The following is a 25,032-nucleotide window of genomic DNA, read 5'->3' on the forward strand; positions in this document are numbered from 1 at the left end:
CAAACGCATATGCTAAAATAGATAAAAATGGGAGGTGTTTATTTGCCGGATTGGTCGTATCATCCTATTTTCAAGCCCATACTTCAGAAGCTTCCGCCTTCCTGCAGCCGGGAGTTTATCCATCGCGGAATGAGCATGATTTCATCAAGCCGTATAGGGGAAGGATTAATCGCATTTCTTGGTCATATGGAACCCTCCGGCAAGCTTGCGAAAAATGTATTCGGTATTCATTTTTCCACTCCAGTCGGACTAAGCGGCAGGATTGATCCTCACTTAACGGGGACGAAGGCTTTTCAGAATTTGGGGTTTGGTTTTATTGAGATCGGGCCTGTTTCCATTCGAGGGTCAGCTGAAGAACTATATATGGAACCGAAACAAGAGAAGATACATAGATTAACTGACGCTTCTATGGAGTTAACGGCTGCTAAGAAACAGCTGCTTTCTCTAAAGAAAAAGAAAATTCCTTTCCTCATTAATGTGGAAGGAACTTATCAGGAAGCCATGCAAATTTGTAAAGAAATGTTGCCTTTTAGTGACGGATTTATTTTGGACAGTCGTACTTTTCAATCAGCGAGCCAATTTAATCAATTTAAATACGAATTAAATAAACCTATCATCCTTTCTTTTTCAAAGAATGATCCTCTCAGCCTGGACTATAGCCCGGACGGCATTCTTCTTACAGGAAAGGATTCACCGGAAGAACTCCTTCATAAGCTGGCAGCCCTCAGAAAGCTGTACAGTGAAGATTTGCCCATCATCATTTCAGGTGGTGTTAAAGAGCCTTCAGATGCTATTAAACTGCTGGAAAGCGGAGCTTCTTTAATCATGTTAGGCGATGAGTATATTTTTACTGGACCCGGATTGCCGAAGAGGATAAATGAGGCCTATACCAGCACATTCCAGAAGGAGCCTGTTAAAGTGGAAGGATGGCGCTGGTATTGGCTGTTTGGCTTGGCTATTGCCATTGCAGGGTTTATTGCCCTGTTTTTCAGCATGACCTCGGTGATCCTTCCCTATGATGAGCGATTTCTTGGGATCTTCAGGAAAGATATTCTTTATTTTAACCCTGCTATTTTATATTTTATGGCACATGACAGAATGACGCTTTCAGGAACGATGATTTCAGGTGGAATCATCTATATGCAGCTTGCCAGGCATGGTATAAGACACGGCCTCCACTGGGCAAGAAAAGCAGTAAATTTAGCAGGAACCATCGGCTTCCTGGGAATTGTCCTGTTTATTGGCTACGGTTATTTCGATTGGCTTCATGGGCTGTTTTGGCTTATTTTACTGCCCTTGTTTATATTGGGATATGCAAAATCAAGAAACGCAAATGCATCCCCTGCCAGTTCAAACCTTTCAAACAGTGCGCAGTGGAAGCTGAGCTTATTCGGCCAGCTTTGTTTTGTAATACTTGGCTTTTCATTAGCTATTGGCGGGATGGTCATTTCCGCCATAGGAGCTTCACATGTGTTTGTACCAACAGATCTTGCTTATCTTTGCCTGACTCCTGAAGCGCTTAACGAGTTTAACGATCGGTTAATTCCTGTGATTGCACATGACCGGGCAGGCTTTGGGAGCGCACTCCTAAGTGTAGGCTTGCTCGTCCTAATGCTTGCTTTATGGGGCATCCGCGAGGGGGAAAGATGGGTGTGGTGGACCTTCACCATTGGTGCCATCCCGGCATTCGCCGCCGGGATTTTAACTCACTTTTTTATTAACTATATAGATTTCATCCACCTGCTTCCTGCTTACTTCGCTTTGCTTTTGTATGTGATTGGTGTTATTGCAACCGCCCCTTTTTTATTAAAAAAATAGCGGCAGCAAAAGAAAAGCGCAAGCGCCTTGCCCACCCCCGACAAGCACAAGACGAGCCTCACGGAAAGGCGTCCTTTGCCTTTTTGGGAGGCTCGGCTTGTGACCTCGAGGGGGTAGGCGCTGGAGCTAGACAGTTATCGACGTTCAAAGTTTTATACTTTCTTATCTTTTAAAAAAACCGGGTGGTGCCAGAAACTGGACAACACCCGGTTTTCAGTATATTGATTACTCTTTAACAGCCAATTCCTCACCTGTTTGATTCTCATGATGAGGTTTTACTCTCTTAATAAAGAAAGCAAGTATAAGTGCAATCACCGCAATCAATGCAGAAAGGAAGAAAGTGAAATTAATGCCATGCAGCATCGCTTCATTCATGATTTGCTGCTGCATGTCAGCTGCGGCCTGTGCAGATGGCTGACCTGCACTTGCACTCATATTGGCCAGTGTGTCAGCAGCCAGCTCCTCTGCTTTTTCTTTTGTACGGTTATTCATGACGGTAATCAGCAGCGCGGAGCCAATGGCACCGGATACCTGCTGCAGTGTATTATTCATGGCGGTTCCGTGCGGATTGTTGATCGGCGGCAGCTGATTCAATCCATTTGTCATGACAGGCATCATAACCATTGACATCCCGAACATTCGAAAGGTATACAGCAGAACAAGGGTTGAATAGGCCGTATTCATGCCAATTCTGCTGAAGAAATAAGATGTTACAACGGTAATAGTCAGCCCAATCACCGCCAAAACTCTTGCCCCATACTTATCAAAGAGTTTCCCTGTAATGGGAGACATGACCCCCATGACAATCGCTCCCGGAAGCATCAATAGGCCTGAGTCCATCGGTGAAATTCCGCGGATGGTCTGTACATAGATGGGCATTAAAATCATCGCTGAAAACATGGCAATAGCGATCACGATTGAAATCGCTGATGACAGGGCAAACATCGGATATTTGTAGATGCGAAATTCAAGCATAGGATCATCCATCCGAAGCTGACGGAGTACAAAGGTAAGTAAAGCAAGTGCCCCAATCACAATTGTGCCGTACACGAGGGGACTATCCCATCCTTTTTCCCCTGCTGAACTAAAGCCATAAAGCAAGCCGCCAAACCCGATGCTTGATAAAACCAGCGAGATGAAATCAAGCTTAATCGCTCTCTGCGGTGTGATATCTTTTAATTTAAAGACTGCAAAAACTACGGTTAACAGGGCAATTGGCAGAACAAGGTCAAATAACATTCTCCAGCTGTAATGTTCAATCAGCCATCCGGAAAGAGTCGGTCCAATTGCTGGAGCTGTAATCATGACAAGACCAAACATCCCCATTGCTGCCCCTCTTTTTTCGACCGGAAATGCGGTAAGCATGACATTCATTAATAGGGGCATCATAATCGCGGATCCTGAAGCCTGAATCATCCGAGCCCCCAATAACACACCAAATGCAGGCGCAATACTGGCCAGGAATGTTCCCAAAGTAAACAGTGACATGGCTGTAATGAATAATTTCTTATCGGAAAATCGCTGAATGAAGAAGGCACTTGCCGGTATTAAAATCCCGTTAATAAGCATATAGCCTGTAGACAGCCATTGTACGGCAGTTGCATTCACATCAAATTCTTCCATAATGGATGGGAGAGCAACGTTCAGCAATGTTTCATTCAATATCGCTACAAAAGCCCCGATAAATAAAATGGCGATCATGCCATATGGCGGTTTGTTTTGATCCGTATTGGTTTGCTGCGACATTCGATCAATCCTTCTTTCTAAGTTAACTATAGATGATACACCCAGCCAAGTCAGACCTGAATAAGACCTTCCCGTAAAACATCCTGCAAGAAGGGACTCGGTTCACCCACGCTGCAGAGCTGCAAATCATGCATCGCTCTCGTGCAGGAGGTATAAAACACTCTTCGCAGGCTTTCATCACCATATACACTTTCCGATGCATCATAAATAATAACGGCATCAAATTCAATGCCCTTGGATAAATACGAAGGTACGACAACGACTCCTTCTTCATATTCGGTCGAGTTGCTTTTCAGGAGTTTTATTCCATCGATGCCGGACAGGGCTTCATAGGCCTTTGCACTTTCCTCAGCAGACTTACAGATAATGGCCATGCTGTTAAGCCCCTGGCTTCTCCAGTCAGCAACCTGGGAGGCAATGAAGCTGTGCAGTTCGGTGTGATCTGATAATTGCTTCAGCTCAGGCAGCTTGCCATCGCGTTCAAACGGGATGATCTCTTTCCCGTTAGGAACCAGTCTTCGTGTAAATTCGATGATTGGTTTAGTCGACCGGTAGCTCCTCGCTAAATTAATCAGTTCTGTCTGATCCGGACCATACAGGCTGGTGAGTGTGTGAAAATCAGCCGTTTCGCTGGCATGGGCGAAAATCGCCTGGTTAAAATCACCGAGCACCGTCATCTTGGAAGCAGGAAACAAACGCTTTAAAAACTCAAATTGAAACGGAGAGTAATCCTGCGCCTCATCCACCACAATATGTTTAATCGAACTATTCGTCTGAAAGCCTTGAATCTGCTCCTTCACATATAAAAATGGAGTAGCATCTTCATAACATAATCTGCCTTCACCGAGCATTTCCTGTGTCGATTGGCAGATAGCAGCCCATTCTGCCGGCATCTCCTCTTCCATCCACTCTCGGATCTTCAGGGGATCTGCAAATAGCTGCTTGTATATCGCCTTAATATCAATGAAACGCATGGCCCTGATTTGTTTTCGCAGCGGCTTGAATTTTTTCCGGACAATCAGGCGGGCTAACGCTTCAGGCTCGATTTCATAATCATGAATCGAATCCCCTGTAAAGCCGCGTTTTTTCGCCAGGTAGGCATGTGCCTTATGGTATTCCTCATTGCTGAGCAGTTCGATTTCCTCCTGTACCCACTCCTTGGACCGTTCAGCTTTTTCAGCTTCAGTAATTTGCTTAATAAGCCAATCCGCCAGCTTCTCAAGTCTGTTATGAAAACGGAGTGAAGTGCCGCTGCTGTAGAATTGATCTGCCATTTGCTGAGCAGCAACGATCGGCTTTCCTCTGAAACTTATATCCTTAAACAACATTCCGAATAACTCCAGCGACTTCAAGTACGCATTAATGGCCTCAAAAAACCGGGCAGATGCTTTAAATTTAATGCCCGCAACCCTTGATCTGTAGTCAGGGGTTTTCGCAGCAGTTAAGACATACTCCAATTGCTCATATGGATTTTCTACGGCGAATTCTTTACCCAGCCGATGATCCAAATATTCCTGGAAGGTAACCTGCTGCATGTTCTCTTCCCCGAGCTCCGGCAGCACATTGGATACATAGCTGTTAAACATCCTATTAGGTGAAAACAGAATGATTTGATCAGCATTCAGATTTTCGCGGTACTTGTAAAGCAGATATGCAATCCGCTGCAGGGCAGCTGACGTCTTGCCGCTTCCGGCCGCACCGTGAACAATGAGCAGCCTTCCCTGATCATGACGGATGATCCGGTTTTGATCCTGTTGAATGGTCGCGACAATATTGTGCATATGCTTATCAGTTCCCTTGCCGAGAACCTGCTGCAGAATTTCATCCCCAATGGTCAGACTCGTATCGAACATGGATTGAAGTTCACCGCGGCGGATCAGATATTGCCACTTTTTCTCCAATGTGCCCTCAATTGTGCCTCCGGGTGTTTCATACTTAGCAGGCCCCGGCTGATAATCATAGTACACACTCGAAACCGGCGCCCTCCAGTCGTAAATAAGAAAATTCTCGCCGCTCTGATCCCTTAACGTAGCAATGCCAATATAAACAGGCTCCTGTTCGGAAGAGCCTTCTTCCGTAAAATCGATCCGGCCGAAATAGGGCACCTCTTCCATTCGGCGCAGGGTGGACAAGCGCTTTGAAGCATGCCGATGGGTGCTTTGGCTGACAGACAGAGCCTGTGCCTCCTGCCTCAAACCGATAATGGTCTCCAAATAATCATCAAAGGTATCTGTGTTCACCTTGACTTCATCCCAAAAGTGTTTGCGGATATGAACTACTTCGTTTTTACGCCTGGAGGTTTCTTCTTCCAATCTGCGGACTTCCTCCGTAATCGTCTCCATTACACCGTCCAATCGATTTTGCTCGTGCTGAAGTTTTGAATTCATAGCAAACACTCCTTAAAAATATTTATAAAAAGGTTGACAAACGAATCGATTTCATTATATAATTAAGATAGGGATAATACACTTAACTTTAATTACATAATGTGCATCTATATAAATTTATCACAGGAATTCATCTATTTCAATAGATAATTATAAAAAAAGAGCCGTATTTACAGTTTTAGCGTAAATATGGCTCTTTTTATTTCTTTTTTAATCCAGATGCCCACATCTCCTCATGCAGTCTAAAGCAGAAACCACCGGAAAATTTAGCTTTAAAGTACTTAGAGATATGTTAGGGTAATACATATAGGGATGAGTCCCTTGCAAAAAAATTAAAGGAGGCCTCGTCATGATTATCAAGTGGATTCGGCACAGATTATGAACAGGGGCAGGTCTAAATGCTCCGGAAAGAATCTGATCTGCGATATTTAGAACAATGATACGATCATACGGAGGTAAAAGATGAGTGAACAAATAATGAAAATAAATAATGTGGATATATGTACAGAGAGCTTTGGAAACTCTAAGGATCCAGCAATTCTTTTGATCATGGGCGCAATGTCTTCACTGGACTGGTGGGACGAGGATTTCTGTCACCGTCTGGCTGATCAGGGGAGATTTGTCATTCGGTACGATCATCGGGATCTGGGAAGATCGACCACTTATGAACCCGGGACTTCCAATTATACAATAACAGACTTGGCTGACGATGCAGCAGGCGTACTGGATGCTTATCACATTGATCAGGCCCATATTGTCGGGATGTCCATGGGCGGATTAACTGGACAGATTCTTGCCTTAAGATATCCGGCCCGTGTATTGACACTTACGCTTATCGCATCAAGTGTGTTTGGAACTGAGATGGAAAAGCTGCCGCCAATGGATCAGAATATACTGGATTACCACGCGGAGAGTGCTTCCATCGATTGGTCGGATCGGGATGCTGTCATTCCTTATCTCGCTGGCGGATGGAAAACACTGGCCGGCTCCAAGCCTTTCGAACAGGAAAGAATGTCTAAACTTGCAGCAAGAGAAGCAGACCGCGCCAATCAGCTGCCGAGCAGATTTAACCATGCCCTGCTTCAAGGCGGAGAAGAATATTATGATAGAATGGATCAGATCCGCGTACCGGTTCTCATCATTCATGGAACAGAAGACCCGGCCCTCCCATACGAGCACGGGCTTGCGCTTAAGAAAGCCATCCCTCATTCTGAATTGATGACACTTGATGGAACTGGCCATGAGATTCATAGTGAAGACTGGAATCAGATTATAGATTCTGTTGTAAAGCATAGTTCTTGATAAAAGAATAGTTAAGAAAAGTTCAAAGCCCAATTTCTCAAAATTATTAATGAGAAATTGGGCTGCTTTTTCTATACAATCCGATATTAAAAGAACCCTGCTACTAATGGATTGGAATCAATGCTTCAGCATACTTAATACTTTCTTTTAAGTAAACAGGCGCTTTCGGGTGATGTAAGATCTCTTCAGTTGTTAGCCATAACACCTCTTCGACCTCATCGGAACATAAAGGTAATGCATCACCAGATTCATATTCGCATAGAAAAACAATATCTACTACATTATGATTAGTATCTGTTACGAAAGAAGTACTGTGTATATAAGTTAAACGGTCTTTTACTTTTACCCCGACTTCCTCTAAAATTTCACGCTTTACAGTTCTTTCTAAAATATTTGATGAGTTTCCTTCTAAATCCACCTTTCCTCCAACAAGGGAAAGCAAACCACCTGCATGTTCCTCTTTTTTACTTCTTTCAACAATGAGCCACTTGTCATTTTTCCTTATAGCCCCTTCTACATTTACAATAAACATTTTTAGCCTCCCGCTCATAAATTTCACTTTCCATAATAAATAGAAGCAGACCACGTTTTATAAAGGAGCAATTAATTCAACTTTAATTCGATCAGGATCTTCGAAATAGACTGCGTAATGAGCAGTTCCTCCCGCAAAAGGATGCTTGTTTTTATAAAGGATATTGACCCCTTTAGCCTCTAATACATTCGTTATTTCATCAACGTGAAGCCGTGATTCAGCATAAAATGCCAGATGATTCAGCCCCACTCGGCATCTATGATATGGAATATCAAGAAAGCGTTCCTCTGCCTGCACAAAGACAATGTAGGTTTCACCTAGTCTCCAGCTTTGTCCGAATTCCCATTTTTGAAAAGATACATATCCTAACTCCTCGAGAAACCACCCCCAAAATTCGGATGACCTTTCCAAATTTGATACGTACAGCTCGATATGATGGAGCAACCCCTTTGACAAATACACACCTCCTGGTGAATAAACATTCCAAAATATAGCTACTTACCTAATCTAACATTTCTACGTCTTTTTCAATTCCCCTTTGTTTAACTAACGCACCCGTTTGTTTAAGTACAATTATTCACAAACTTTACAGTGGGTATTTTAGATAAGCCTTTTTGCAAATCCAACACTTTTTTCTATATAGCCACTATTTTTATAGAATTTATGAGCATTAATTCTCTCTGGTCGGTTCCCACTATTTAGCCCTATTCCCGTTGCTCCAATTTTTTTTGCCCAAATTTCTGCCTCGTTTAATAGCTGTTTACCTATCCCTTTATTACGGTGATTTGAGTCTACCACAAGGGCTACAATACGAACATATAAGCCATCTAATTCATAATAATACCCTTTTACAAGTCCTATCATTCCAACTACTTTAGCATCATATAATGCTAACAAAGTATGGTAGTCTGGACTAGATTCAATATTGCTAAATCGTTTTTTCATTTTTTCGATTGTTGTGGGATATCCAAGGTGTTCCATCAATATAGTTATTTCCTTAATATCATTCACTGTTGCTATCCTAATTTCCATTTCACACCTCACTATATTTTTATTTCTATAAAACTTCTGTAATTACCAATATTTTTCCTTTTTCCATTAACCTGCCCGCTAGTTGAAAAAACAGGAATACCTATCATTCCTGTTTTTGTATCACAGATCTAAGCTGGCACTTTTCTTTTCCCTACTAAAAAATAAAGCAAATAACCGACAATATTTAATAAAGTAAACACGATAACCCAACCAATATTTAATCGTTTATGATGATAAGCATTAACGGTTGCCCAAATAGTGAACAAAGTTATATAAACTGCCATCCCTGAGAACAAAATTATAGACATTAAACTACCAATATGTCTCGTTTCCATTTCAACGTACCACCGTTTACCATCGCCGTTTCCATAAGGAAAGAAATCGGCTTGAAGCCATTCAGGATTCCACACTTTTTGTTCATATCGGTAATCTGGCTTTGTATCTCTTACATAATCAAATACCAAATTGTTATTATCAACATTACTTACATTATAAATTTCGATTTGTGAAATTTGGTCTGTTCCTTGAACGAGCCCTTTTATTTCTTCTTCCATATCTTTTGAAATGGCTCTTTTTCCATCCAACACATCAAAAATTTTAGTCGCAACAATGGAATTTTCGCGTGCATTTTGTTCTTCTAATGACCATATAACTCCAAATGGGGTAACAGTAGTAATAAGGCATATTAAAGCTAGATAAAGCACCCATTTTGCAAATACTTTTTGTGCTTTAAATAATTGCCCTATAACAGAACGCATTTCATTTTCTCCGCCAAAACGGTTAATTGCTATTTCAATAGCTTCTTGTTCTGATTTTCCCTCTGATTTCAATTCGTGAACTGCTTCTAACAAATGATTTTTCATTTCTGCTTTTAAATCTTCAATGTCTTTCTTATTCCCACCAACATTATGATAAACTTCATCAACATACGATTCTATTTGTTTCATGCTTGTTCTCCCCCTTCTAAAAACGAATCAATAATTTTTTTTACAAACTGCCATTCCAAACGCTTTTTTTCAAAACCTTCTTCACCCTGTGGTGTAAGTTTGTAGTATTTTCTTCTTCCTCCTGGTCCTTGTTCATCGCCCCAGTAAGATTCAATCCATTTATTTTTTTCTAAACGCTTTAGAGATAAATAAAGTGTCCCTTCCTTTATTTCAAATTGGTCTTCGCTTTTTTCTCGAACCAGTTTTGCTAACTCATATCCGTACAAATCTCTAGTATGTAGTAAAGACAGTATTAACGTATCAATATGACCCTTTAGCACTTCTTTATTAACTTCCAAATTTGCCCACCCCCTTATCTAAAGATAAAATAAAATACTATATAATGCAAGGTATTATAATAAATAAATAGGACTCTAGGAATGATAAGTCCTTTTTCCATAAAAATGCCCCTTTAGTTGAATAACAAAATCGGTCTTTAATAGTGTGGTTATTAGGAGTCTTTGTCTAATAGTGAATTGATTAAATATCTAGATGCAATACAGTCTCTAAAAATTTTAGCCAAATGAAGTCTGTTTTGGTTCAGCCATTCCTAATTGTGCCCATTCTTCTTTTGAAGGACCGTAGATCCCTGGAACACTAATTCCTGCTTGTCTCATTAGAATAGTCATTTGTCCCCGGTGATGAGTTTGATGTTGGCTTAAAAATAATAAAAGACTTCCCTTTGTCATGTTTATTCCAAAGAAGTCAATTTGTTCCATAAGAGTCTGATCAGTCCATTGAGTTTTCAAAGCCTCAACAAATTCATGTGAAGATTTAATATAGCTTTCAGCAATGAAGTTAGCGGATGATGGGACAGACCAGTCTTCATCAGGAGCTTTAAACCTTAATCCTGCCTGTGAACTAATAACTTTAATAGAAGTGACCGTATGCCATGCAATACGTCCTAAAGACCATTGATTTGGAGTGACTTCTTGCTTTAATGATTCATCCGTGAGATTTTTAAGAATCCTGCTTGTAGCTCCTGCCTCAAATTCCCAAGATGTATAAAAATCGCTTAAACTATGATACATCTTCAAACTCCTCTCAATAATATGCTTATTAACATTCTCCCTTTTAATTAAATTACCTCCTCCTTTTTCTTTAAGGCTGCACCCCAGAAATAACGATTTCCAATTCTAGTTGAATTCTCCTTGTATAAAACCTCTTCTTATTCAACAACTGCCCTCGATAGTACAACAAACGATCCTCCCCGTTAGTAACATAACAAAAAGCCACCTGGCTTGGCAGCTTAACATTTAATGAATGATGTCTGGTCCCCCACCGGCTTTAAAGCTTAAGGCACTTATTTTAAGTAAAGTCTACTTATAGTTCTGCTGTATACCTATTCATTTTCTTTCGTTCATGTGTATTATTTTATTTAAGGGGAGGTATGTGTAAATGAAAATTGAGCGCTTATCAAATGGAAGAGTAGAAGATTTTTTAAATTACTGCAGGATTCATAAAGGAGCAGTTGATTCTTCCTTTTTATATGAGGATGATTTAAAACAGTTTCAAGATACTGAAGAGAACCCAACCTATTTAGCAATTGATGAAAATGGGAAAGTAAAAGCAGTTGCTTCCTTGATTATGGATGAATATGCGAAAAGCGGGCGGAAATCAAGATTTCGCATTTTCCACTCTGAGATTGAAGATATTGATGTTTATAAAGGCTTAATGAACGAATTGTTGAAGTATAAAGAAGGCTACGATAAATATTTTATATTTATACCGCTTGATAATAAGAAGCTGCAAAGTAATTTATCACAATTACAATTTTCAGCAGAACGGTACTCGTTTATCCTTTTACGAGATCATTCACCGGTTGCGTCAGTAAATCTTCCGGAAAACTATGAAATCAAAAATTATGAATCAGGGAAGGACGAAGAAATCTGGTGTATGGTCCGAAACACTGGTTTCGCTAAGCTTAAAGGGAGCGAAACACCAATGAGCCCGGACCAAGTAAAGAAAATGATGGCTTCTGATGACTATCTTGATGGCGGGGCCATGATACTCTACCATTATGAAAGGCCGGTTGGAGTGGTGAAATGTTCCGACGATGAATATAATGATATTCAGACAATGAATATCGGGTCTCTTGCCTTGATTCCAGAGTACCAAGGTAAAGGGTTAGGAAGAATGCTTCTGCGGAAAGCTATGCAGTTTGGATTAGACCAGTCATACAAACAAATATATTTATCTGTAAATGGAGAAAATGAGCAAGCAAAATCATTGTATGTGCAAGAAGGATTTAAAGAAGCAGAAGGTTTTGTGTGTTACTCTTGCCATTTTTAAATACTTAAACAAAAATATGGCAGTCTGGAATTTTAACAAGAGGGTCCGGCTGTCATATTTTTTTCGGTCTTAATGTTGCAGCCTGCTATTCATTTCACTCCATAACTTTTGGGTTCCATAGAATAATGAGCTTTCTTACCCGCTGTAAAATAAGAGCCAGAAGAATTATTCTTTAAATGATAGCCCTTCTTCTTTTAAGCAGGTTCTCATAATAGGCAGGGAAGCTGGTCCAATACCATGAAGTTTTAATATTTCTTTTTCTGTGTAATTTGATAGTTTTTCCAAAGTGTCTATTCCATCGAATACCAATGCATTCCTTGCAGGAGCACTGAGTTTTGAAAGGAAGCCACTATTGGGTTTATTCTCTTTATCACAGGCAGGGCAGCTTTTACACTCACTAGTTTTGTAAAATTTATGTCCCTTTTCACAAATCCTTAAACTTTTACCTACTGCCAAGATAATTCCTCCAATTCTAGACTAATCCTGTATTATCTATTATGAATCGTATATTCATTTTATAAACTATTCGTATACCGCCACCCTATTTATGACTTCCCTTTTCATTTAAGCTTCCCGGCTGGTTAAAAAAGGATCGGCTGTAATGAACAGCCGATCCTTGAAATTCAATTTATACAGATGCTGCTGCAGCGAATTTTTCTTCTACTGTCTTCTTTAGGAAGGCAGCTAATTCGAGCATGCCATACTTACCGGCTTTTGCTTCTGCATCCGAATTTAGTTTGTGCTTGTATTAATATCATACGTAAAAATGTCACCTTCAGCATTTCTGATAAATTCGATTCCAGCGACTTGAATATCATTCCTGGCCAGAACCTCTTTATATTTTCCAAAGTTTCGTCCTCAAAATCATCATTGATATTTTTATACTCCTGAAAGCTGTTGTTTTATTAAAAATGAAAAAACATAATACATCCAAGAGTCTTATGACATTAGAAACAGGAATTGTTGTGAATATTTTCCTGTTTTAGAGCTAAAATACCCTTAAATATACTTTTATAAGGGTGACTCGGTAAATGCCGGATAAGCGACTTGAGCAATTTGATCATATAGTGAGAATGGGGAAAGAGGGACAAGAGGCTCTAAATAAGTATTGGTTAGATTTTGAGCTTTTTACTTCATTTGAATACTGGTTAATGGCAGGACTTCTTATAGGTCCTCTTATCTACCTATTTTTTAAAATTGATAAAAATAAAATTTTTTTCTTTGGTTTCTATGGTTACAGTATTCATGTAATATTCGGATATATTGACTTATTTGCGAAAAATTCAGGATACTTAAACTATCCTTTCCCAGTGATCCCAATGCTGCCAGGGTTAACCCTTGATTCGAGTTTCGTTCCTGTTACTTTTATGCTTGTTTACCAATGGACGATAAACCGGGAAAAGAATTACTATCTGTATATGATCATTACCTCTGCGGTTATGGCATTTATCTTTAAGCCGGTTCTGGTCGCAATAGGGCTAATGAGGCTTTATGGAAACACAAATTATATCTATCTATTTGCTGGTTATTTAATTGTCATTACGATAGCTAAATTTATCACGAGTGTGTTTTTGTGGACAGAGGCTAAATACAAAAAGGATAAATGAATTTGCATTCATCCTTTTCCTTTTCGGATGTTGAAAAATTTTTATATTTAAATAACTGCCAGGCTGAACGCAGCAGTTGTATTTTTCATTTGAGTCAAATGTACCTTGCTTTTTATTAACTGGATTTACATCTTTCTAATGTTTCATAATTTCAGCACTTTATAATTCCACTCAATAATCTTCTTCACAATAAGCAAAAGACGGAAGAGTAATTAAAAAGGCTCGATCTTCGGGAAACGATAACTTTAAAGTTTTTATTTCCTCGATACTCTTCCAGGCAATGTCATAAATCAATTGATCAGGATCCTGGATTGTTGCTTCACCTCCAATAATCTCCACTTCAAAATATCTTACTTCCCCGCTGCAACTCATTTTATTGAAAATAGTCCGTATAACCTTCACCTCAAACCCTGTTTCTTCCCTTACCTCCCTGATACAGCATTCCTCAAACGTTTCTCCTTCTTCTAAACCGCCTGAAGGAACAGACCAGCGTTTTGGTTCGTCTGCTGTCCCCTGCAATACCATGAGGACCTTATCCCCTCTAATGCAAACTCCCGCCGAACCAAGCCACTTATGCATTTTAACACCCTCTTATCTCTTACTTTAAATAAACTATTCAACACCTTTAGTGCTATTCCTTTCATAAAAATCCTCAAGCGCTTCCCCAGCCAGCTCTAACGCTTTTATTCTTCTTTCCAAAAGCGTCCTCTGGGGACTTCCCTCTTTTAACTTGGCATAAGCGCTCTCTATTGAAGGCATTAAACCAATAAGAACTTTGCGGGCTTCAGCTAACTCCTCTCTGGTATAAGGATGGAGTTTCTGATCCCATACATTCTCCAGGACAGCTAAGCCGATGCAGCATGCTTTGTGCCGCTTTTCTACCAGGGTAGTATTGGCACCTTTCTCAGTCATCTGAGTCAGGGCCTTTTCGAGTTTACCTATTGTCGATTGGAAAGATTTGATGGATTCCAATTTAACTGCATTTGAAACGTTTACCATGATAAAGGCTGTCCTCTCTTCATTTTGTTATAGTTTATAAGTGTTAATCATTCTATGTTCTATTAGAAAGCATTGCACTAAGCAAATATTCAGCATCCTGCCCAACTCCACAAATCAATGCGGATCCTCGCTGATATTGCCAAGGTAAACCAATAAAATAAAGCCCCTTTATTTCAGTAACCCCCCTTTTATGTATTGGTTTTCCTTCACCAGAGACCACACCCTCTATATGAATCCAATCGTATGAGGGAACAAAACCAGTAGACCATATGATACTTTCGAAATTCCTCTGAGTCCCATCTCCAAAGAGAACTTCTGTATCACTGACCTGTATAACTGTCGGCTTTACATCAACCTTCTTATTCTGAATGAGTGTTTTCAGCTCTTTTCCAAAAATCGGGTCCTTCTGTTTCTGAAACCAGCTGCCTTTAATCGTATTTGTCCCCGCAAACAGCAGGCCGAGTTTTTCCAGCCAATAAAAAATGCTTTTCCCCAGTAGTGTTAAGGGCAAAAATTTCATGCGATGGCCAACAGCTATTGTGACTTTCCGGTCTTTGGCTAACTCCACAGCAAGCTGCGCACCCGAATTGCCACCGCCCACAATCAATACCTCATCACCTGGCACTTCATCCGGTGATCGATATTCTGAAGAGTGAAGCTGGAAGGCACCTGTTCCATCTTTACTAAGAGGAGGTATATAAGGTTTTTGAAATGCACCCGCTGCGATGATAACTTGTTGAGCTTTAATGATACCGCTGTTAGTCTCAATAATAAACGAACCGTCTGGCAGCTTATTCAACTGAGTGACGTTCGTATTCAGCATGACTGGAAGATCAAAATGCTGTACATATTCATTCAGATAATCTGCCATGTCATCCTTCGTCGGAAACTCCTCTGATGGACCTCTCATTTGCAGTCCGGGCAGACTGCTATATCGGCGCGGAGTAAATAAAATAAGGGAATTATATCTTTGTCTCCAGGAGTCCCCAATACCACCGTTTTTTTCTATTATCACAAAGGATAGCTTCTCTTTTTTCAAAAAATATCCCATTGCTAATCCGGCTTGACCACCGCCAATAATGACAGTTTCATATTTTTTCATGGCCATCGCTCCCCGCATTACATTCAAATATACATTTGAATATAATTATACATAATAACCAGAAAAAGGAATACAATTTCTCCAAAAAAAAAGAGCCGCCCAATGGCAGCCCGATAGCAGGTATTCCCCTGCAGCAGATCCTTTTATGTTAATTGCATCGTGGTAATGCAGGTAGCATCATCCTCAAAAGTGGAAATTTCCGATTCTGATGCTTTTCCATCATGCTTAATCTTTATTTGATAGGTTTTGTCCCTTGGAAGCCATAAATCGAAAAACCCATTTGCCTGGGTTTTGACCTTGTCATCCAAAATCACATTACCTTTTGAATCCTCAATATATACATCAAACTCTTTTTCAGCCAGTTCACCTTGACAACCTGTCAAGCTATGATTCGTTCAAGGGTGGGTTTCATTAGCGTAAGGCGCAATCGATACGAAAAACTCTTCTTCCGGCAGATCATAGGATAATTCCTCTCCGTCCGATTCTTTAACAATCAGCTGCTCCGAGGTAATGGAGGCAGATCCGGTCTTTATATTTCCAACGCTGTAATCGTTCACTAATGCTTTGATGTCTTCAGTCTCTGAAGCAGCATCTTCTTTGGAGTCTGCTTGTCCACAGCCAGCTAATGCCATTGAAATCAGTGAAGCAGCGAGAACCAATTTGATCTTCATCGTTTTCACATCCTTATTCTTTCTTCATCTCTAACTATACCAAAGTACTATAGCAAATAAATATGAACAATTTATGAAAGCTACTAATATAAAGTGTCTGGCAGAACAGCAAAAGGACCCGCTTCTATAGGGGGCCTTACAGAGCTACCTTACAAATGTAAGTTTACTTTCCTTCCCAGGAGCTTTACTTGGTCTGCCTTCCGCTTTTCCAAATACGATGCTTCTGCCGCAGATGGCTTCCACATCTTCTTTATCATGCGTCACCATGATACAGGTCATGTTTGCCTTTTTCAGTATCATCAGAAGCTCATCCCTGATGTTACACTGCTCGAAGGAGCTTCTTCTGTTCCCTGGTTGGCCACATAGGCAAACTAACCCTTCTCATCAATATATACTTGTGCAGGACCAGTTCCCACTGGAATTTTATCAACCCTTTCCGTATCAAGATCAACAACGGCGAGAGCATTTTCCCCATTTAATGCAGCAACAAGTGTTTTTCCATCAGAAGTAACACCTGTAGTGACAGGAGCGATTCCCACTTTGATCCACTTTTCTTCCTTCTTGAAATCCATAAACTCTGCAAATTTAATAGGTATGATAAAGAATTCCCTCTTATCCAGGCCCTTTGCTAAAACAAAAAAAGCTGGCCCGCACTACTATTAGTGCAGCCAGCCCATACCTATTCGATTATTTCCACACGAACGCTTTTTCTCCCCCACTGAAGGGCATCGCCCTGGTTTGCAATGAACACGTCTATTGAATTTCCATTGATGCCGCCGCCTATATCCGCTGCTATTGCAGTTCCATAGCCTTCTACTTTCACGATGGAACCAAGCGGAATGACACTTGGATCGACGGCAATCACTTTCGCATCAGGGTACTTTTTTAAATCCAGACCCATCCTGGTCACACCTGAACAGCCCTCACAACTCGCTGTATATGCTGTGCTTTCCACAGTCAATGTTTTACCTGCCGCTGTACCGCGCTTCGCCTTTCGATCGAGCGCTGCTCTCGTCTGAGGACCGGCAATTCCGTCCGCCGTCAAACCTTGCTGTTTTTGAAAGCTCTTAATAGCGCTCACCGTACCATTTCCATAAATACCATCTAAGCTAGATTTGTAGTGACCTGTTTGTTTTAATTGATATTGAATTTGGATGACCTGCTTTCCAATGTCTCCATATCGCAGGACTTTTAGTGCATGGCTTGTTTGAGGTCCGGCAATCCCGTCTACTTTCAGATTGCGCTTACGCTGAAAATCCTTGACGGCTTCCACCGTGATGCTTCCATAGTATCCTGTCGATGTATGGTATGGGAATACCCCTTTTGTCATCAGGTAGTCCTGCAATTCGGCAACATCAGATCCTGATGATCCATTGGCAAGTGTCCGATCCCCTAGCGCCGCTTCTGTAAACGAAGGAGCTGCCAGCATGAGAACCACAGCCACGAGGGCCATCAGCATGTTTTTAAATCTCGTTAACATTAATAAATCCTCCCCAATTTCCTTTGATATAAAAGAATTCGGGAGGAAATGACATTATTCGAGTGTTGCAAACAGAATCACAACGTTCGTCCCTCTATCATCCATTATATTGCAATAATGTGTTCTATTTTGTCTGTGTATATATTACCCAACATTATAAGAAAAAGCTGAAGACCTTTATCTTCAGCAATTTGATCTATTTCCATATATCCAAGTACTTTTTCTTGTATTTTTTGTCACCAACAGTATCAATCAGATCTAAAGCTTTTTGTTTGATAGCCTCATCATTCAGATGATCATATAAATTTTTCATATTTTGAAGGATGTCATTACGGATTAACGTGTAATTTTTTTCATCTGTTCCATTAATAAAACGTTCAGCCATTACTTCCAAGACCATTTCTTTTTGGGGTGTACCGGAAATCCCGACTTTCCATATAGATTGAAGGCTATGTCTGGCTGTAACAAACTTTTCATCTTTTGTTACCTCCCACAGCTTAGGGAAATCCCTCATAATTCTCATCTCTGGATCGCTTTTAGCCAGGTTAGCTAAGTATTGAGCTGCACGGGAGCGTTGATGGTTATCTTTATGTGTCAAGTCCTCTACTAGCTGATCCCATACTTCATACGCCCAATCAACTTCTTTGTCAGTAGCATTTAAAATGTGCTGATAAGCTTCATAACGCTCATCTTTATCGCCTGACTTTGATCTTTGAAATTCCACTTTCAGCTGTCTGTCCATTGTTCACCGCCTTACTTACATGCAAGAACTTCTTTTATTTTATAAAGCTACTTCTGCGCTATTTGAATAAGGTTGCCGCATGTATCATCGAATACAGCCAATGTGACATCCCCCATTACTGTCGGCTCCATAGTAAACTTCACTCCGTGGTTTATTAATCGGTTATACTCTTCGTGAAGATCAGCAACGCCAAACATTGTGGCCGGAATTCCTTCTGCAAAAATCTTCTTTTGATATTCTGTGGCAGCCGGATGTACATTAGGTTCCAGCAAAAGCTCCGTACCATCTTGATCTTCGGGAGAAACCAGGGCGATCCACCTGTGTTCCCCGACTGGGATGTCATGCTTTTTTACAAACCCCAGCGTTTCGGTATAAAATTTCAATGCCTTCTCCTGATCCTGGACGAAGATACTGGTAACAATAACTTTCAACATGTATTTGCCTCCTTTGATAATTGTAACGGGCTTCAAGCATTGTCCGCACGTACCTCTGTATGAATCCTTATTCCGCTTTTAGTAAGGTTACTCCAGCCATCTTTCCAGCAGATTCTTAAGTGGCTGGTTATTAAAAATAATTACCCGATATTTTCCCTTTCGTTCGGATCTAATGAGCTGTGCATCTTCCAATACTGAAAGATGTTTAGCTATTGCCTGCCGTGAAATGGAAAGGCCGTGCTTCATAATGAGACGAGCCGTCAGTTCATATAGCGTCATCTCTATGCGTTCGGACAGTTCGTCCAATATAAGCCGACGGGTCGAATCACCAAGTGCTTTGAATATAGCGTCTTTGTCCCAATTCATATTGTAATTATAAGCAACCATTTGGTTACTTGTCAATACAAGCAACCTCTAAGTTGCCTACTAAAGGTGCCGTTTCAATCTTGGCAGTAATCACAGAGAACAAGTCTAAGAGGTTTAAGCCAAAGAACTGCATACATCATTCTGTATTTGTAAAAAATACTGAAGAGGTGAGAACAATTGGAAAAAGATAATGTAAAGCTTACATCTTCCGAAATAGGAACACTATGGGGGGAGTATGTAAACGGAACAATGACCGAGATTGTAAATAGGTATATGATTTCAATTATAGAAGACGAAGAAATAAAACAAGTTTTTGAAATAGCAATTAAGACAGGGGAAAAGCAAAAGAAGCAGCTTGTTTCCTTCATTGAGAAGGATGGATTTCCAATTCCCATTGGTTTTTCGGAGTCCGACCTCAATAAAGGTGCAGAGAGATTGTTTTCAGACATATTCTGCCTGAATTATTTACATATTATGACTATCCATGGCTTGTTAGGTCATACAACCGCTTTAGGTGTTTCGGTCAGAAAGGACATACGGGAGTTTTACAGCTCATGTGTTGATGATGCAAAAAATATGTACGATTTAACCATTGAGCTGCTTCTGAAAAAAGGAGTTTTTCAGAGAGATCCCTATTTTTATCCTGCCGAAAACCCTGAAATTATTACTGCAACAGACTTTACTGATGGATTTTTCGGAAAAGGGAGACGTTTATCTTCTACAGAAATAATCAGTATCTCCCTTAACATTAAAAAGGGGATTATGGCAAAAGCACTTTCCATCGGATTCAGCCAAGTCACAGAATCGAAAGATATAAGGAGGTTTTTTGAAGAATTGGAAAAAACCGCCGACGAAAACCTCCAGGCTCTTTCAAAAATATTGCACAAGGATAACTTGCCAGTCCCAATGTCGTGGGAATCAGAGGTTACAACGTCAAAGGACTCTCCTTTTTCAGATAAATTAATGTTATATCATATGGGTTTCCTGGTGCAGACTGCACAAGTATATTACGGGACAGGACTAGCCGGATCCATGCGTACAGACCTGGCCTTAGCTTATGAAAAAGCAATTCTGAAATCATTGGGAGTCACCCGAAAATGGTTCGGCATTATGGTGAAGAACAAGTGGTTAGAACAGCCGCCGCTCGCTCCCAATAGAAAAGAACTTGCACAGGATAAATAAGTTATACCCCTCATTTGTGAGGGGTATATTTTTAATTCATTTAATAATAATTCCAATTCGAAGCAGTTATTCCTTCTTCACCAAACCTGCCTTGCTTGTTTAATAAAAAAAGCCGCCTGATTTGGCAGCTGATCCTGAACATTAATACTGTTACAATAAGTACAATTCTTCACAATGTAAAAACGCCTTAACAAGGTATTTTAAAGTTAAAGGTTTCACAAATTCCATGATTATAAACCCCAAAATATAAAAACAGTGGGAAACAAGTGCTTCCCACTGTTTTTAAGTTTACTCAGCAGGTGTTTTCATTAATTGTTTTGAATAATTGACTGATCTAAATTCACTAACAAGTGTAGAGCCTAATAGCAATACACCACCAATCAGTTGAACAATTGTCATTTGTTCTTGCAGAATAATTGCAGAAATCAATATAGCTACAAAGGGATCTACATAACTTAGCATTGCTATGCTCTGTCCTTTTAATTTTTCCATACCAGAGAAAAATAGCCAAAAACCTATCCCTGTGTTGACAATCCCTAAAATTAGAATGAAAGAAATGGAAGAACTTGGTACTTCAAAGATGCCAAATCCTTCGGTAAGGAAAACATATGGAATTAGAAGTAAAGTAGTTGTTCCAAGCTGAATGATGGTCAGCTCTAACCTTCCCATATCTTTAATAAATTTATTTAAAATCAATAACGCGGCATAAAATGCAGCTGCGATTAATCCAAAGGAAAGTCCAAGTATATCATGTGATTCCGATGCACTCATGCCTTCTCCTACAATCATGCACATACCTATGATCGCTACACCAATACACACCATTTTTTTAATGGATAATTGTTCCCGAAGTACAAACGGTGAAAGAATCATCACAAACACAGGCGCAAAGTAATAACCCAGTGTTGCATTCGCAATGGTAGTATAGTCATACGATTGATAAAGAAAAATCCAATTCCCTCCCAATGCAATACCTGAAAGAATTAAAAATAAAGCATTCGTTTTTACTAAACTCCATGATATTTTTTTCTTCATCATGAAGGATATCAACAGTAAAAATATGCATCCCAGGAAACTGCTTAGTAAAGCTCTTTCGCTCGAAGCTAAGTCAATGTACCGGACCACCAGACCAATTGTACCGAAAGTAATCATTGATAATATAAACGGAATTTTAGAATTCATCGTCTGCTCCTGCCAATCTGCGAATCAGCTTGTATTTCGCAGATTCTTAATATGTTTGCTTAATTTCACATTTCAATCTCAGTCGGAATGTGATTAGCATAGGTTAGGAAGTTATTGACGACTCTTTCTTGCGGCGGAGACTTAAAGCGGTCCGGTGCTTTTTTCATTATTTCACTCACAAAAAACATTTTTTATGGCTCTCCTTTCCTGTCTTGAATTTTTGATAGTAATAACATATCATGGTGTCACACATTACAAAAACGAATGTTTCTCATGGTATATATGACAAAACCAGATGGGAAAGGAAAAGAGCTATGAATATCCAAAAATATATGGCATTTGTCAAAGCAGCAGAATTCGGCAGCTTCACGAAAGCTGCCGAAGCACTGGATTATACACAGTCTGGTATCAGCCGTATGATTAACGATTTAGAAACGGAATGGGGGGTTTCCCTTTTTGAAAGAGGCCGTGCGGGTATCAGTTTAACCTCTGATGGCTTAAAGTTGCTGCCCCAATTAAAGCGGATCTGCAATGAGCAGGAAATCTTAATGACTCAGATCGAAGACTTACACGATATACAGTCCGGGATGATTCGTATTGGGACATTTTCAAGCGTAGCAACTCATTGGCTCCCTAACATGATCAGAGTTTTTAAGAAGGATTACCCGAAGATTGATTTTGAACTTCTGCTTGGTGATTACACAGAAATTGAAAGATGGGTTTTAGATGGACGTGTGGACTTCGGATTTGTGCGGCTGCCGTCAAAAGCAGAACTTGAAACGATCTTTTTGGAGCAAGACCGTTTGCTGGTAGTGATTCCGCAAAATCATCCGCTTGCTAATTGCGAGAGGTTTCCAATCAACGGCTTATTGAACAGCCCGTTTATGCTTTTGGAAAAAGGGGCAAAAGCAGAAATCTCCGAAATTTTTGAGGTCCACCATATATCACCCCAAGTAAATTTTACAACATGGGATGACTACGCAATTATGTCTATGGTGGAAAACGGGCTGGGAATCAGTATATTACCGGAATTGATTTTACAGCGTATTCCACACAAAATTATAGCGAAAGAGTTGGAAGTTCCTGCTTTTAGAAATATTGGTATTGCTATGAGAGAGCAAAAATCACTTTCTCTTGCGTCCAAGGAATTCTTAGAATATTTATCATACAGAAACAGGGAGTGAAAAAATTTTACAATAACCTAAGTACTATTCCGATATTTTCTCCTTAGTTTAAAAAGAAAAAAAGCGCCTGAATAGAAGAAAATCTTGAATAAAAGCAGCATTTTGTTGAACAAATTTTATTACTGTGTTAGAAAAAACCTGAGTTTAAATGAACTCAGGTTTAAACGATCATCTATTGTGGCTTAGCTGCCATTAATTTTAGACCAATTCCAATAAAGACAACGCCTGCTACCTTATTCATAATCGCATTAATTACTTTGCTGTCTTTTAAGTTTTTGGTTGCTAATGCGGCACCATATGAAACAAGGACGTACCAAACAAGTAAAAACATTGAGAATGTTGCCCACAAAATTAGGAATGGCAATGAACCATAGCTGTTATCTGCTGAAATGAATTGTGGTAAGAAGGAGAGGTAGAACAAGATACTCTTTGGATTTAATACATTTGTCAGAACACCCTGCATATAATCTTTTTTCAGAGATCCACTAGAGGTACGCTTTATTTCTAGTTCCTTGCTTTTTTGGAAAAGTGATTTTGCACCAATATAAATTAAATATATACCTCCAATAACTTTAAGCGCTGTAAAGATCACAACCGATTGAGATAAGATAAATGATAGACCAATAACAGAAAGGACTGTATGAACAAATGCACCTGTAGCAACACCTGCAGAAGAAGCAATTCCGCTTGCACGACCATTTGATATATTTTTACTTAAAACAAACATCGCATCAATCCCCGGGACAATGATGAAAATAATAGTTGTGATTAAAAATAAACTAAAATCCTGAATTCCGAACATATTGAAGCTCCTTCCTTAAGGTTTTTAAAACTAGATTTGAATCATCATAACACGCACAAAAAAAACCATACAATATTATAATTGTATGGCGAACAATACTCAGCAAGAATTAGCAAAGCGTTTAAGGATAATCAATACTTGCTGCTAATGATGATAGTTCAACTAAACTACCCCATTAGTTAAATAAGAAAAAAACTGCTGAAATGACAGCATAGACTTTTGCTCTTGCACCCTTTAGTTCTATAGGTAAAATCACCTTTTAAGGCTTAGGCTAAACAAGGTCTAATTTATCTTTTGAGTGTTCATTCATTACCTTGAACATAGTGAAAGTTGTCTCTTGTTCTATTATATAACCTTTTCCTTCTAAGTGTTTATTCTTTTTATGGTGGAAAGACTCAAAATCCTCGTTATCCTTAAGTTCATACGTATAATGAAACCCAGGGCACAAGCAAAACTCCTCTATATTTCTATACGGTTTGTTTGGAATTTCTCGTGCAATTACTATGTTTGGATCGAAGAAGAATTAAACATAGGATTTTTCCGTTCTTATTTTCAACTAACCACTCCTTGTTCTTCTTAAAGATAAGCGCCCTACAGACCAAAAAGAGATAGTGGGTTAATCCTTAGCATCTTCCTCGCATATTTCACTAACTAGCTGCCATAACGCGTTGTTTTCTATTTTTCGGTCCAAGCCTATTACAATTTTATTGAGGCTTTGAATTCCTTTATTTTTTGCATTAATAAATTTTTCAGAGGTAACTAATTATTATGTCGTTTGTTAACTTCAATTGTAATAAACTCCGGCAAATAGCTGGGAGTACATCCTTTTGCTACTATTCCATCTTTATAAAGACCCGTTTTCTTACCAAGTTTAATACAACGTGCACGATTCTTTTCATCATAAACACCTATCCAGCCTGAGGTGAAATTCATAGCCCATTGAACTTCCGGTTCTTCCTACGTAATATTAGCTTCTAATGCAGATTGCGATCCTGTTACTCTGTAACCGCATCTGCTTTCATTTCAGGAATAATGAGTATTCTTTCATCAGAGAAAAAGGATGTACTGCATAATGGTTCAGTTAAGCAGTAAAAAAAGCCCCCTTGGACTGGACTGACCCACAGTTTTGAGACTTAGAAAAAACACCTATGCTGCCTGTCCTCTATATTCGATAGGGGACAGGTAG

General features: G+C 39.7%; 26 protein-coding genes and 3 pseudogenes. 6 read left to right on the plus strand and 23 right to left on the minus strand.

All coding sequences use genetic code 11. The features are described 5' to 3' along the window. Positions 1–42: 42 nt before the first annotated feature. Positions 43–1,818, plus strand: coding sequence for a beta/alpha barrel domain-containing protein (locus AC3WTL_RS15745; protein WP_492369733.1), 1,776 nt, complete (start codon positions 43–45; stop codon positions 1,816–1,818). 225 nt (positions 1,819–2,043) lie between these two features. On the opposite strand, the gene AC3WTL_RS15750 is transcribed toward AC3WTL_RS15745, so the two are convergent. Together AC3WTL_RS15750 and helD are read right to left on the minus strand one after the other, a co-directional pair. Then, positions 2,044–3,564: a DHA2 family efflux MFS transporter permease subunit gene (locus AC3WTL_RS15750; RefSeq protein WP_492369734.1), complete on the minus strand. Its 1,521-nt coding sequence runs from the start codon at positions 3,562–3,564 to the stop codon at positions 2,044–2,046. A gap of 50 nt (positions 3,565–3,614) precedes the next feature. After that, a complete protein-coding gene (helD, locus tag AC3WTL_RS15755; RefSeq protein ID WP_492369735.1) occupies positions 3,615–5,951 on the minus strand; it encodes an RNA polymerase recycling motor HelD in 2,337 nt (778 codons plus the stop codon). Between the two features lie 462 nt (positions 5,952–6,413). Here helD and mleCBF point away from each other — a divergent pair, with 462 nt between their 5' ends. Then, complete coding sequence (mleCBF, locus tag AC3WTL_RS15760) at positions 6,414–7,253, plus strand: CBF family alpha/beta fold macrolide esterase (protein WP_095244172.1); 840 nt, start codon at positions 6,414–6,416, stop codon at positions 7,251–7,253. A gap of 103 nt (positions 7,254–7,356) precedes the next feature. Here the strand turns inward: mleCBF and AC3WTL_RS15765 are convergent, their stop codons facing one another. The 6 genes from AC3WTL_RS15765 to AC3WTL_RS15790 all read right to left on the minus strand — a co-directional run bounded on the left by AC3WTL_RS15765 (position 7,357) and on the right by AC3WTL_RS15790 (position 10,834). Further along, positions 7,357–7,785 carry an NUDIX hydrolase gene (locus AC3WTL_RS15765; RefSeq protein WP_095244171.1) on the minus strand — a complete coding sequence of 143 codons (429 nt, stop codon included), beginning with the start codon at positions 7,783–7,785 and terminating at the stop codon, positions 7,357–7,359. A gap of 57 nt (positions 7,786–7,842) precedes the next feature. Beyond that, positions 7,843–8,241 carry a VOC family protein gene (locus AC3WTL_RS15770; protein ID WP_095244170.1) on the minus strand — a complete coding sequence of 133 codons (399 nt, stop codon included), beginning with the start codon at positions 8,239–8,241 and terminating at the stop codon, positions 7,843–7,845. A 144-nt stretch (positions 8,242–8,385) separates the two neighbouring features. Further along, positions 8,386–8,817: a GNAT family N-acetyltransferase gene (locus AC3WTL_RS15775; protein WP_179288997.1), complete on the minus strand. Its 432-nt coding sequence runs from the start codon at positions 8,815–8,817 to the stop codon at positions 8,386–8,388. A gap of 128 nt (positions 8,818–8,945) precedes the next feature. After that, positions 8,946–9,764 carry a permease prefix domain 1-containing protein gene (locus AC3WTL_RS15780; protein ID WP_095244169.1) on the minus strand — a complete coding sequence of 273 codons (819 nt, stop codon included), beginning with the start codon at positions 9,762–9,764 and terminating at the stop codon, positions 8,946–8,948. Further along, positions 9,761–10,102: a PadR family transcriptional regulator gene (locus AC3WTL_RS15785; RefSeq protein ID WP_095244168.1), complete on the minus strand. Its 342-nt coding sequence runs from the start codon at positions 10,100–10,102 to the stop codon at positions 9,761–9,763. Before AC3WTL_RS15785 ends, AC3WTL_RS15780 begins: the two co-directional genes overlap by 4 nt. A gap of 216 nt (positions 10,103–10,318) precedes the next feature. Beyond that, positions 10,319–10,834: a DinB family protein gene (locus AC3WTL_RS15790; RefSeq protein WP_095244167.1), complete on the minus strand. Its 516-nt coding sequence runs from the start codon at positions 10,832–10,834 to the stop codon at positions 10,319–10,321. Positions 10,835–11,201: 367 nt separating this feature from the next. Here AC3WTL_RS15790 and AC3WTL_RS15795 point away from each other — a divergent pair, with 367 nt between their 5' ends. After that, positions 11,202–12,095 carry a GNAT family N-acetyltransferase gene (locus tag AC3WTL_RS15795; RefSeq protein ID WP_304586348.1) on the plus strand — a complete coding sequence of 298 codons (894 nt, stop codon included), beginning with the start codon at positions 11,202–11,204 and terminating at the stop codon, positions 12,093–12,095. A gap of 165 nt (positions 12,096–12,260) precedes the next feature. Here the strand turns inward: AC3WTL_RS15795 and AC3WTL_RS15800 are convergent, their stop codons facing one another. Further along, positions 12,261–12,551: an RNA polymerase alpha subunit C-terminal domain-containing protein gene (locus AC3WTL_RS15800; RefSeq protein WP_304586349.1), complete on the minus strand. Its 291-nt coding sequence runs from the start codon at positions 12,549–12,551 to the stop codon at positions 12,261–12,263. Between the two features lie 172 nt (positions 12,552–12,723). Then, positions 12,724–12,938, minus strand: a pseudogene (locus tag AC3WTL_RS15805) (alpha-L-glutamate ligase); the annotation flags it as partial. A gap of 188 nt (positions 12,939–13,126) precedes the next feature. On the opposite strand from AC3WTL_RS15805, the gene AC3WTL_RS15810 reads away from it, so the two are divergent. Beyond that, positions 13,127–13,702, plus strand: a complete 576-nt coding sequence (locus tag AC3WTL_RS15810; RefSeq protein ID WP_304586351.1) for a hypothetical protein — start codon at positions 13,127–13,129, stop codon at positions 13,700–13,702. A 171-nt stretch (positions 13,703–13,873) separates the two neighbouring features. Here the strand turns inward: AC3WTL_RS15810 and AC3WTL_RS15815 are convergent, their stop codons facing one another. The 10 genes and pseudogenes from AC3WTL_RS15815 to AC3WTL_RS15860 all read right to left on the minus strand — a co-directional run bounded on the left by AC3WTL_RS15815 (position 13,874) and on the right by AC3WTL_RS15860 (position 19,496). Continuing rightward, a complete protein-coding gene (locus tag AC3WTL_RS15815) occupies positions 13,874–14,281 on the minus strand; it encodes an NUDIX hydrolase (RefSeq protein WP_304586352.1) in 408 nt (135 codons plus the stop codon). Between the two features lie 33 nt (positions 14,282–14,314). After that, the gene (locus AC3WTL_RS15820) at positions 14,315–14,701 is read right to left on the minus strand and encodes a hypothetical protein (protein WP_304586354.1); all 387 of its coding nucleotides are present in this window, start codon (positions 14,699–14,701) and stop codon (positions 14,315–14,317) included. 52 nt (positions 14,702–14,753) lie between these two features. Then, positions 14,754–15,803 carry a flavin-containing monooxygenase gene (locus AC3WTL_RS15825; protein WP_492369736.1) on the minus strand — a complete coding sequence of 350 codons (1,050 nt, stop codon included), beginning with the start codon at positions 15,801–15,803 and terminating at the stop codon, positions 14,754–14,756. Between the two features lie 143 nt (positions 15,804–15,946). Beyond that, a complete protein-coding gene (locus AC3WTL_RS15830) occupies positions 15,947–16,474 on the minus strand; it encodes a CueP family metal-binding protein (RefSeq protein WP_179288996.1) in 528 nt (175 codons plus the stop codon). Between the two features lie 144 nt (positions 16,475–16,618). Further along, entirely contained in the window at positions 16,619–16,774 is a 156-nt protein-coding gene (locus tag AC3WTL_RS15835) for a hypothetical protein (RefSeq protein ID WP_492369737.1), read from the minus strand. 74 nt (positions 16,775–16,848) lie between these two features. Further along, a pseudogene (locus tag AC3WTL_RS15840) lies at positions 16,849–17,034 on the minus strand (YVTN family beta-propeller repeat-containing protein); the annotation flags it as partial. Positions 17,035–17,153: 119 nt separating this feature from the next. Beyond that, positions 17,154–17,954 (minus strand): peptidoglycan-binding protein, encoded by an 801-nt coding sequence (locus tag AC3WTL_RS15845; RefSeq protein WP_197248814.1) that lies wholly within the window; start codon positions 17,952–17,954, stop codon positions 17,154–17,156. Positions 17,955–18,150: 196 nt separating this feature from the next. Further along, positions 18,151–18,696, minus strand: coding sequence for a hypothetical protein (locus AC3WTL_RS15850; protein WP_248349144.1), 546 nt, complete (start codon positions 18,694–18,696; stop codon positions 18,151–18,153). A gap of 47 nt (positions 18,697–18,743) precedes the next feature. After that, positions 18,744–19,127 (minus strand): VOC family protein, encoded by a 384-nt coding sequence (locus tag AC3WTL_RS15855; protein WP_048009761.1) that lies wholly within the window; start codon positions 19,125–19,127, stop codon positions 18,744–18,746. A 90-nt stretch (positions 19,128–19,217) separates the two neighbouring features. Further along, positions 19,218–19,496 (minus strand): ArsR/SmtB family transcription factor, encoded by a 279-nt coding sequence (locus AC3WTL_RS15860; protein ID WP_226619735.1) that lies wholly within the window; start codon positions 19,494–19,496, stop codon positions 19,218–19,220. A 177-nt stretch (positions 19,497–19,673) separates the two neighbouring features. On the opposite strand from AC3WTL_RS15860, the gene AC3WTL_RS15865 reads away from it, so the two are divergent. Next, positions 19,674–20,678: a DUF3231 family protein gene (locus AC3WTL_RS15865; protein WP_492369738.1), complete on the plus strand. Its 1,005-nt coding sequence runs from the start codon at positions 19,674–19,676 to the stop codon at positions 20,676–20,678. A 288-nt stretch (positions 20,679–20,966) separates the two neighbouring features. Here the strand turns inward: AC3WTL_RS15865 and AC3WTL_RS15870 are convergent, their stop codons facing one another. Continuing rightward, positions 20,967–21,860 (minus strand): DMT family transporter, encoded by an 894-nt coding sequence (locus AC3WTL_RS15870; RefSeq protein WP_492369739.1) that lies wholly within the window; start codon positions 21,858–21,860, stop codon positions 20,967–20,969. A gap of 314 nt (positions 21,861–22,174) precedes the next feature. Between AC3WTL_RS15870 and AC3WTL_RS15875 the strand changes: the two genes are divergently transcribed. Next, positions 22,175–23,044, plus strand: a complete 870-nt coding sequence (locus AC3WTL_RS15875) for a LysR family transcriptional regulator (RefSeq protein WP_226619616.1) — start codon at positions 22,175–22,177, stop codon at positions 23,042–23,044. 172 nt (positions 23,045–23,216) lie between these two features. Here the strand turns inward: AC3WTL_RS15875 and AC3WTL_RS15880 are convergent, their stop codons facing one another. Both AC3WTL_RS15880 and AC3WTL_RS15885 read right to left on the minus strand, forming a co-directional pair. Further along, a complete protein-coding gene (locus tag AC3WTL_RS15880) occupies positions 23,217–23,846 on the minus strand; it encodes a LysE family translocator (protein ID WP_492369740.1) in 630 nt (209 codons plus the stop codon). A gap of 759 nt (positions 23,847–24,605) precedes the next feature. Further along, positions 24,606–24,830 (minus strand): annotated as a pseudogene (locus AC3WTL_RS15885) (DNA alkylation repair protein); the annotation flags it as partial. Positions 24,831–25,032 lie beyond the last annotated feature (202 nt).

Source organism: Cytobacillus sp. EB106-05-05-XG126 (assembly GCF_058791715.1).

Bases quoted from the DNA above. Each gene is read 5' to 3' on its own strand.
- AC3WTL_RS15825 (WP_492369736.1), bottom strand. From the start codon at position 15,803: ATGAAAAAATATGAAACTGTCATTATTGGCGGTGGTCAAGCCGGATTA.
- AC3WTL_RS15860 (WP_226619735.1), bottom strand. From the start codon at position 19,496: ATGAATTGGGACAAAGACGCTATATTCAAAGCACTTGGTGATTCGACC.
- AC3WTL_RS15875 (WP_226619616.1), top strand. From the start codon at position 22,175: ATGAATATCCAAAAATATATGGCATTTGTCAAAGCAGCAGAATTCGGC.
- mleCBF (WP_095244172.1), top strand. From the start codon at position 6,414: ATGAGTGAACAAATAATGAAAATAAATAATGTGGATATATGTACAGAG.
- AC3WTL_RS15815 (WP_304586352.1), bottom strand. From the start codon at position 14,281: ATGCATAAGTGGCTTGGTTCGGCGGGAGTTTGCATTAGAGGGGATAAG.
- AC3WTL_RS15790 (WP_095244167.1), bottom strand. From the start codon at position 10,834: ATGTATCATAGTTTAAGCGATTTTTATACATCTTGGGAATTTGAGGCA.
- AC3WTL_RS15880 (WP_492369740.1), bottom strand. From the start codon at position 23,846: ATGTTCGGAATTCAGGATTTTAGTTTATTTTTAATCACAACTATTATT.
- AC3WTL_RS15750 (WP_492369734.1), bottom strand. From the start codon at position 3,564: ATGTCGCAGCAAACCAATACGGATCAAAACAAACCGCCATATGGCATG.
- AC3WTL_RS15850 (WP_248349144.1), bottom strand. From the start codon at position 18,696: ATGGACAGACAGCTGAAAGTGGAATTTCAAAGATCAAAGTCAGGCGAT.
- AC3WTL_RS15845 (WP_197248814.1), bottom strand. From the start codon at position 17,954: ATGTTAACGAGATTTAAAAACATGCTGATGGCCCTCGTGGCTGTGGTT.
- AC3WTL_RS15775 (WP_179288997.1), bottom strand. From the start codon at position 8,817: ATGGAAATTAGGATAGCAACAGTGAATGATATTAAGGAAATAACTATA.
- AC3WTL_RS15795 (WP_304586348.1), top strand. From the start codon at position 11,202: ATGAAAATTGAGCGCTTATCAAATGGAAGAGTAGAAGATTTTTTAAAT.
- AC3WTL_RS15820 (WP_304586354.1), bottom strand. From the start codon at position 14,701: ATGGTAAACGTTTCAAATGCAGTTAAATTGGAATCCATCAAATCTTTC.
- helD (WP_492369735.1), bottom strand. From the start codon at position 5,951: ATGAATTCAAAACTTCAGCACGAGCAAAATCGATTGGACGGTGTAATG.
- AC3WTL_RS15870 (WP_492369739.1), bottom strand. From the start codon at position 21,860: ATGAATTCTAAAATTCCGTTTATATTATCAATGATTACTTTCGGTACA.
- AC3WTL_RS15835 (WP_492369737.1), bottom strand. From the start codon at position 16,774: ATGATACTGAAAAAGGCAAACATGACCTGTATCATGGTGACGCATGAT.
- AC3WTL_RS15810 (WP_304586351.1), top strand. From the start codon at position 13,127: ATGCCGGATAAGCGACTTGAGCAATTTGATCATATAGTGAGAATGGGG.
- AC3WTL_RS15780 (WP_095244169.1), bottom strand. From the start codon at position 9,764: ATGAAACAAATAGAATCGTATGTTGATGAAGTTTATCATAATGTTGGT.
- AC3WTL_RS15765 (WP_095244171.1), bottom strand. From the start codon at position 7,785: ATGTTTATTGTAAATGTAGAAGGGGCTATAAGGAAAAATGACAAGTGG.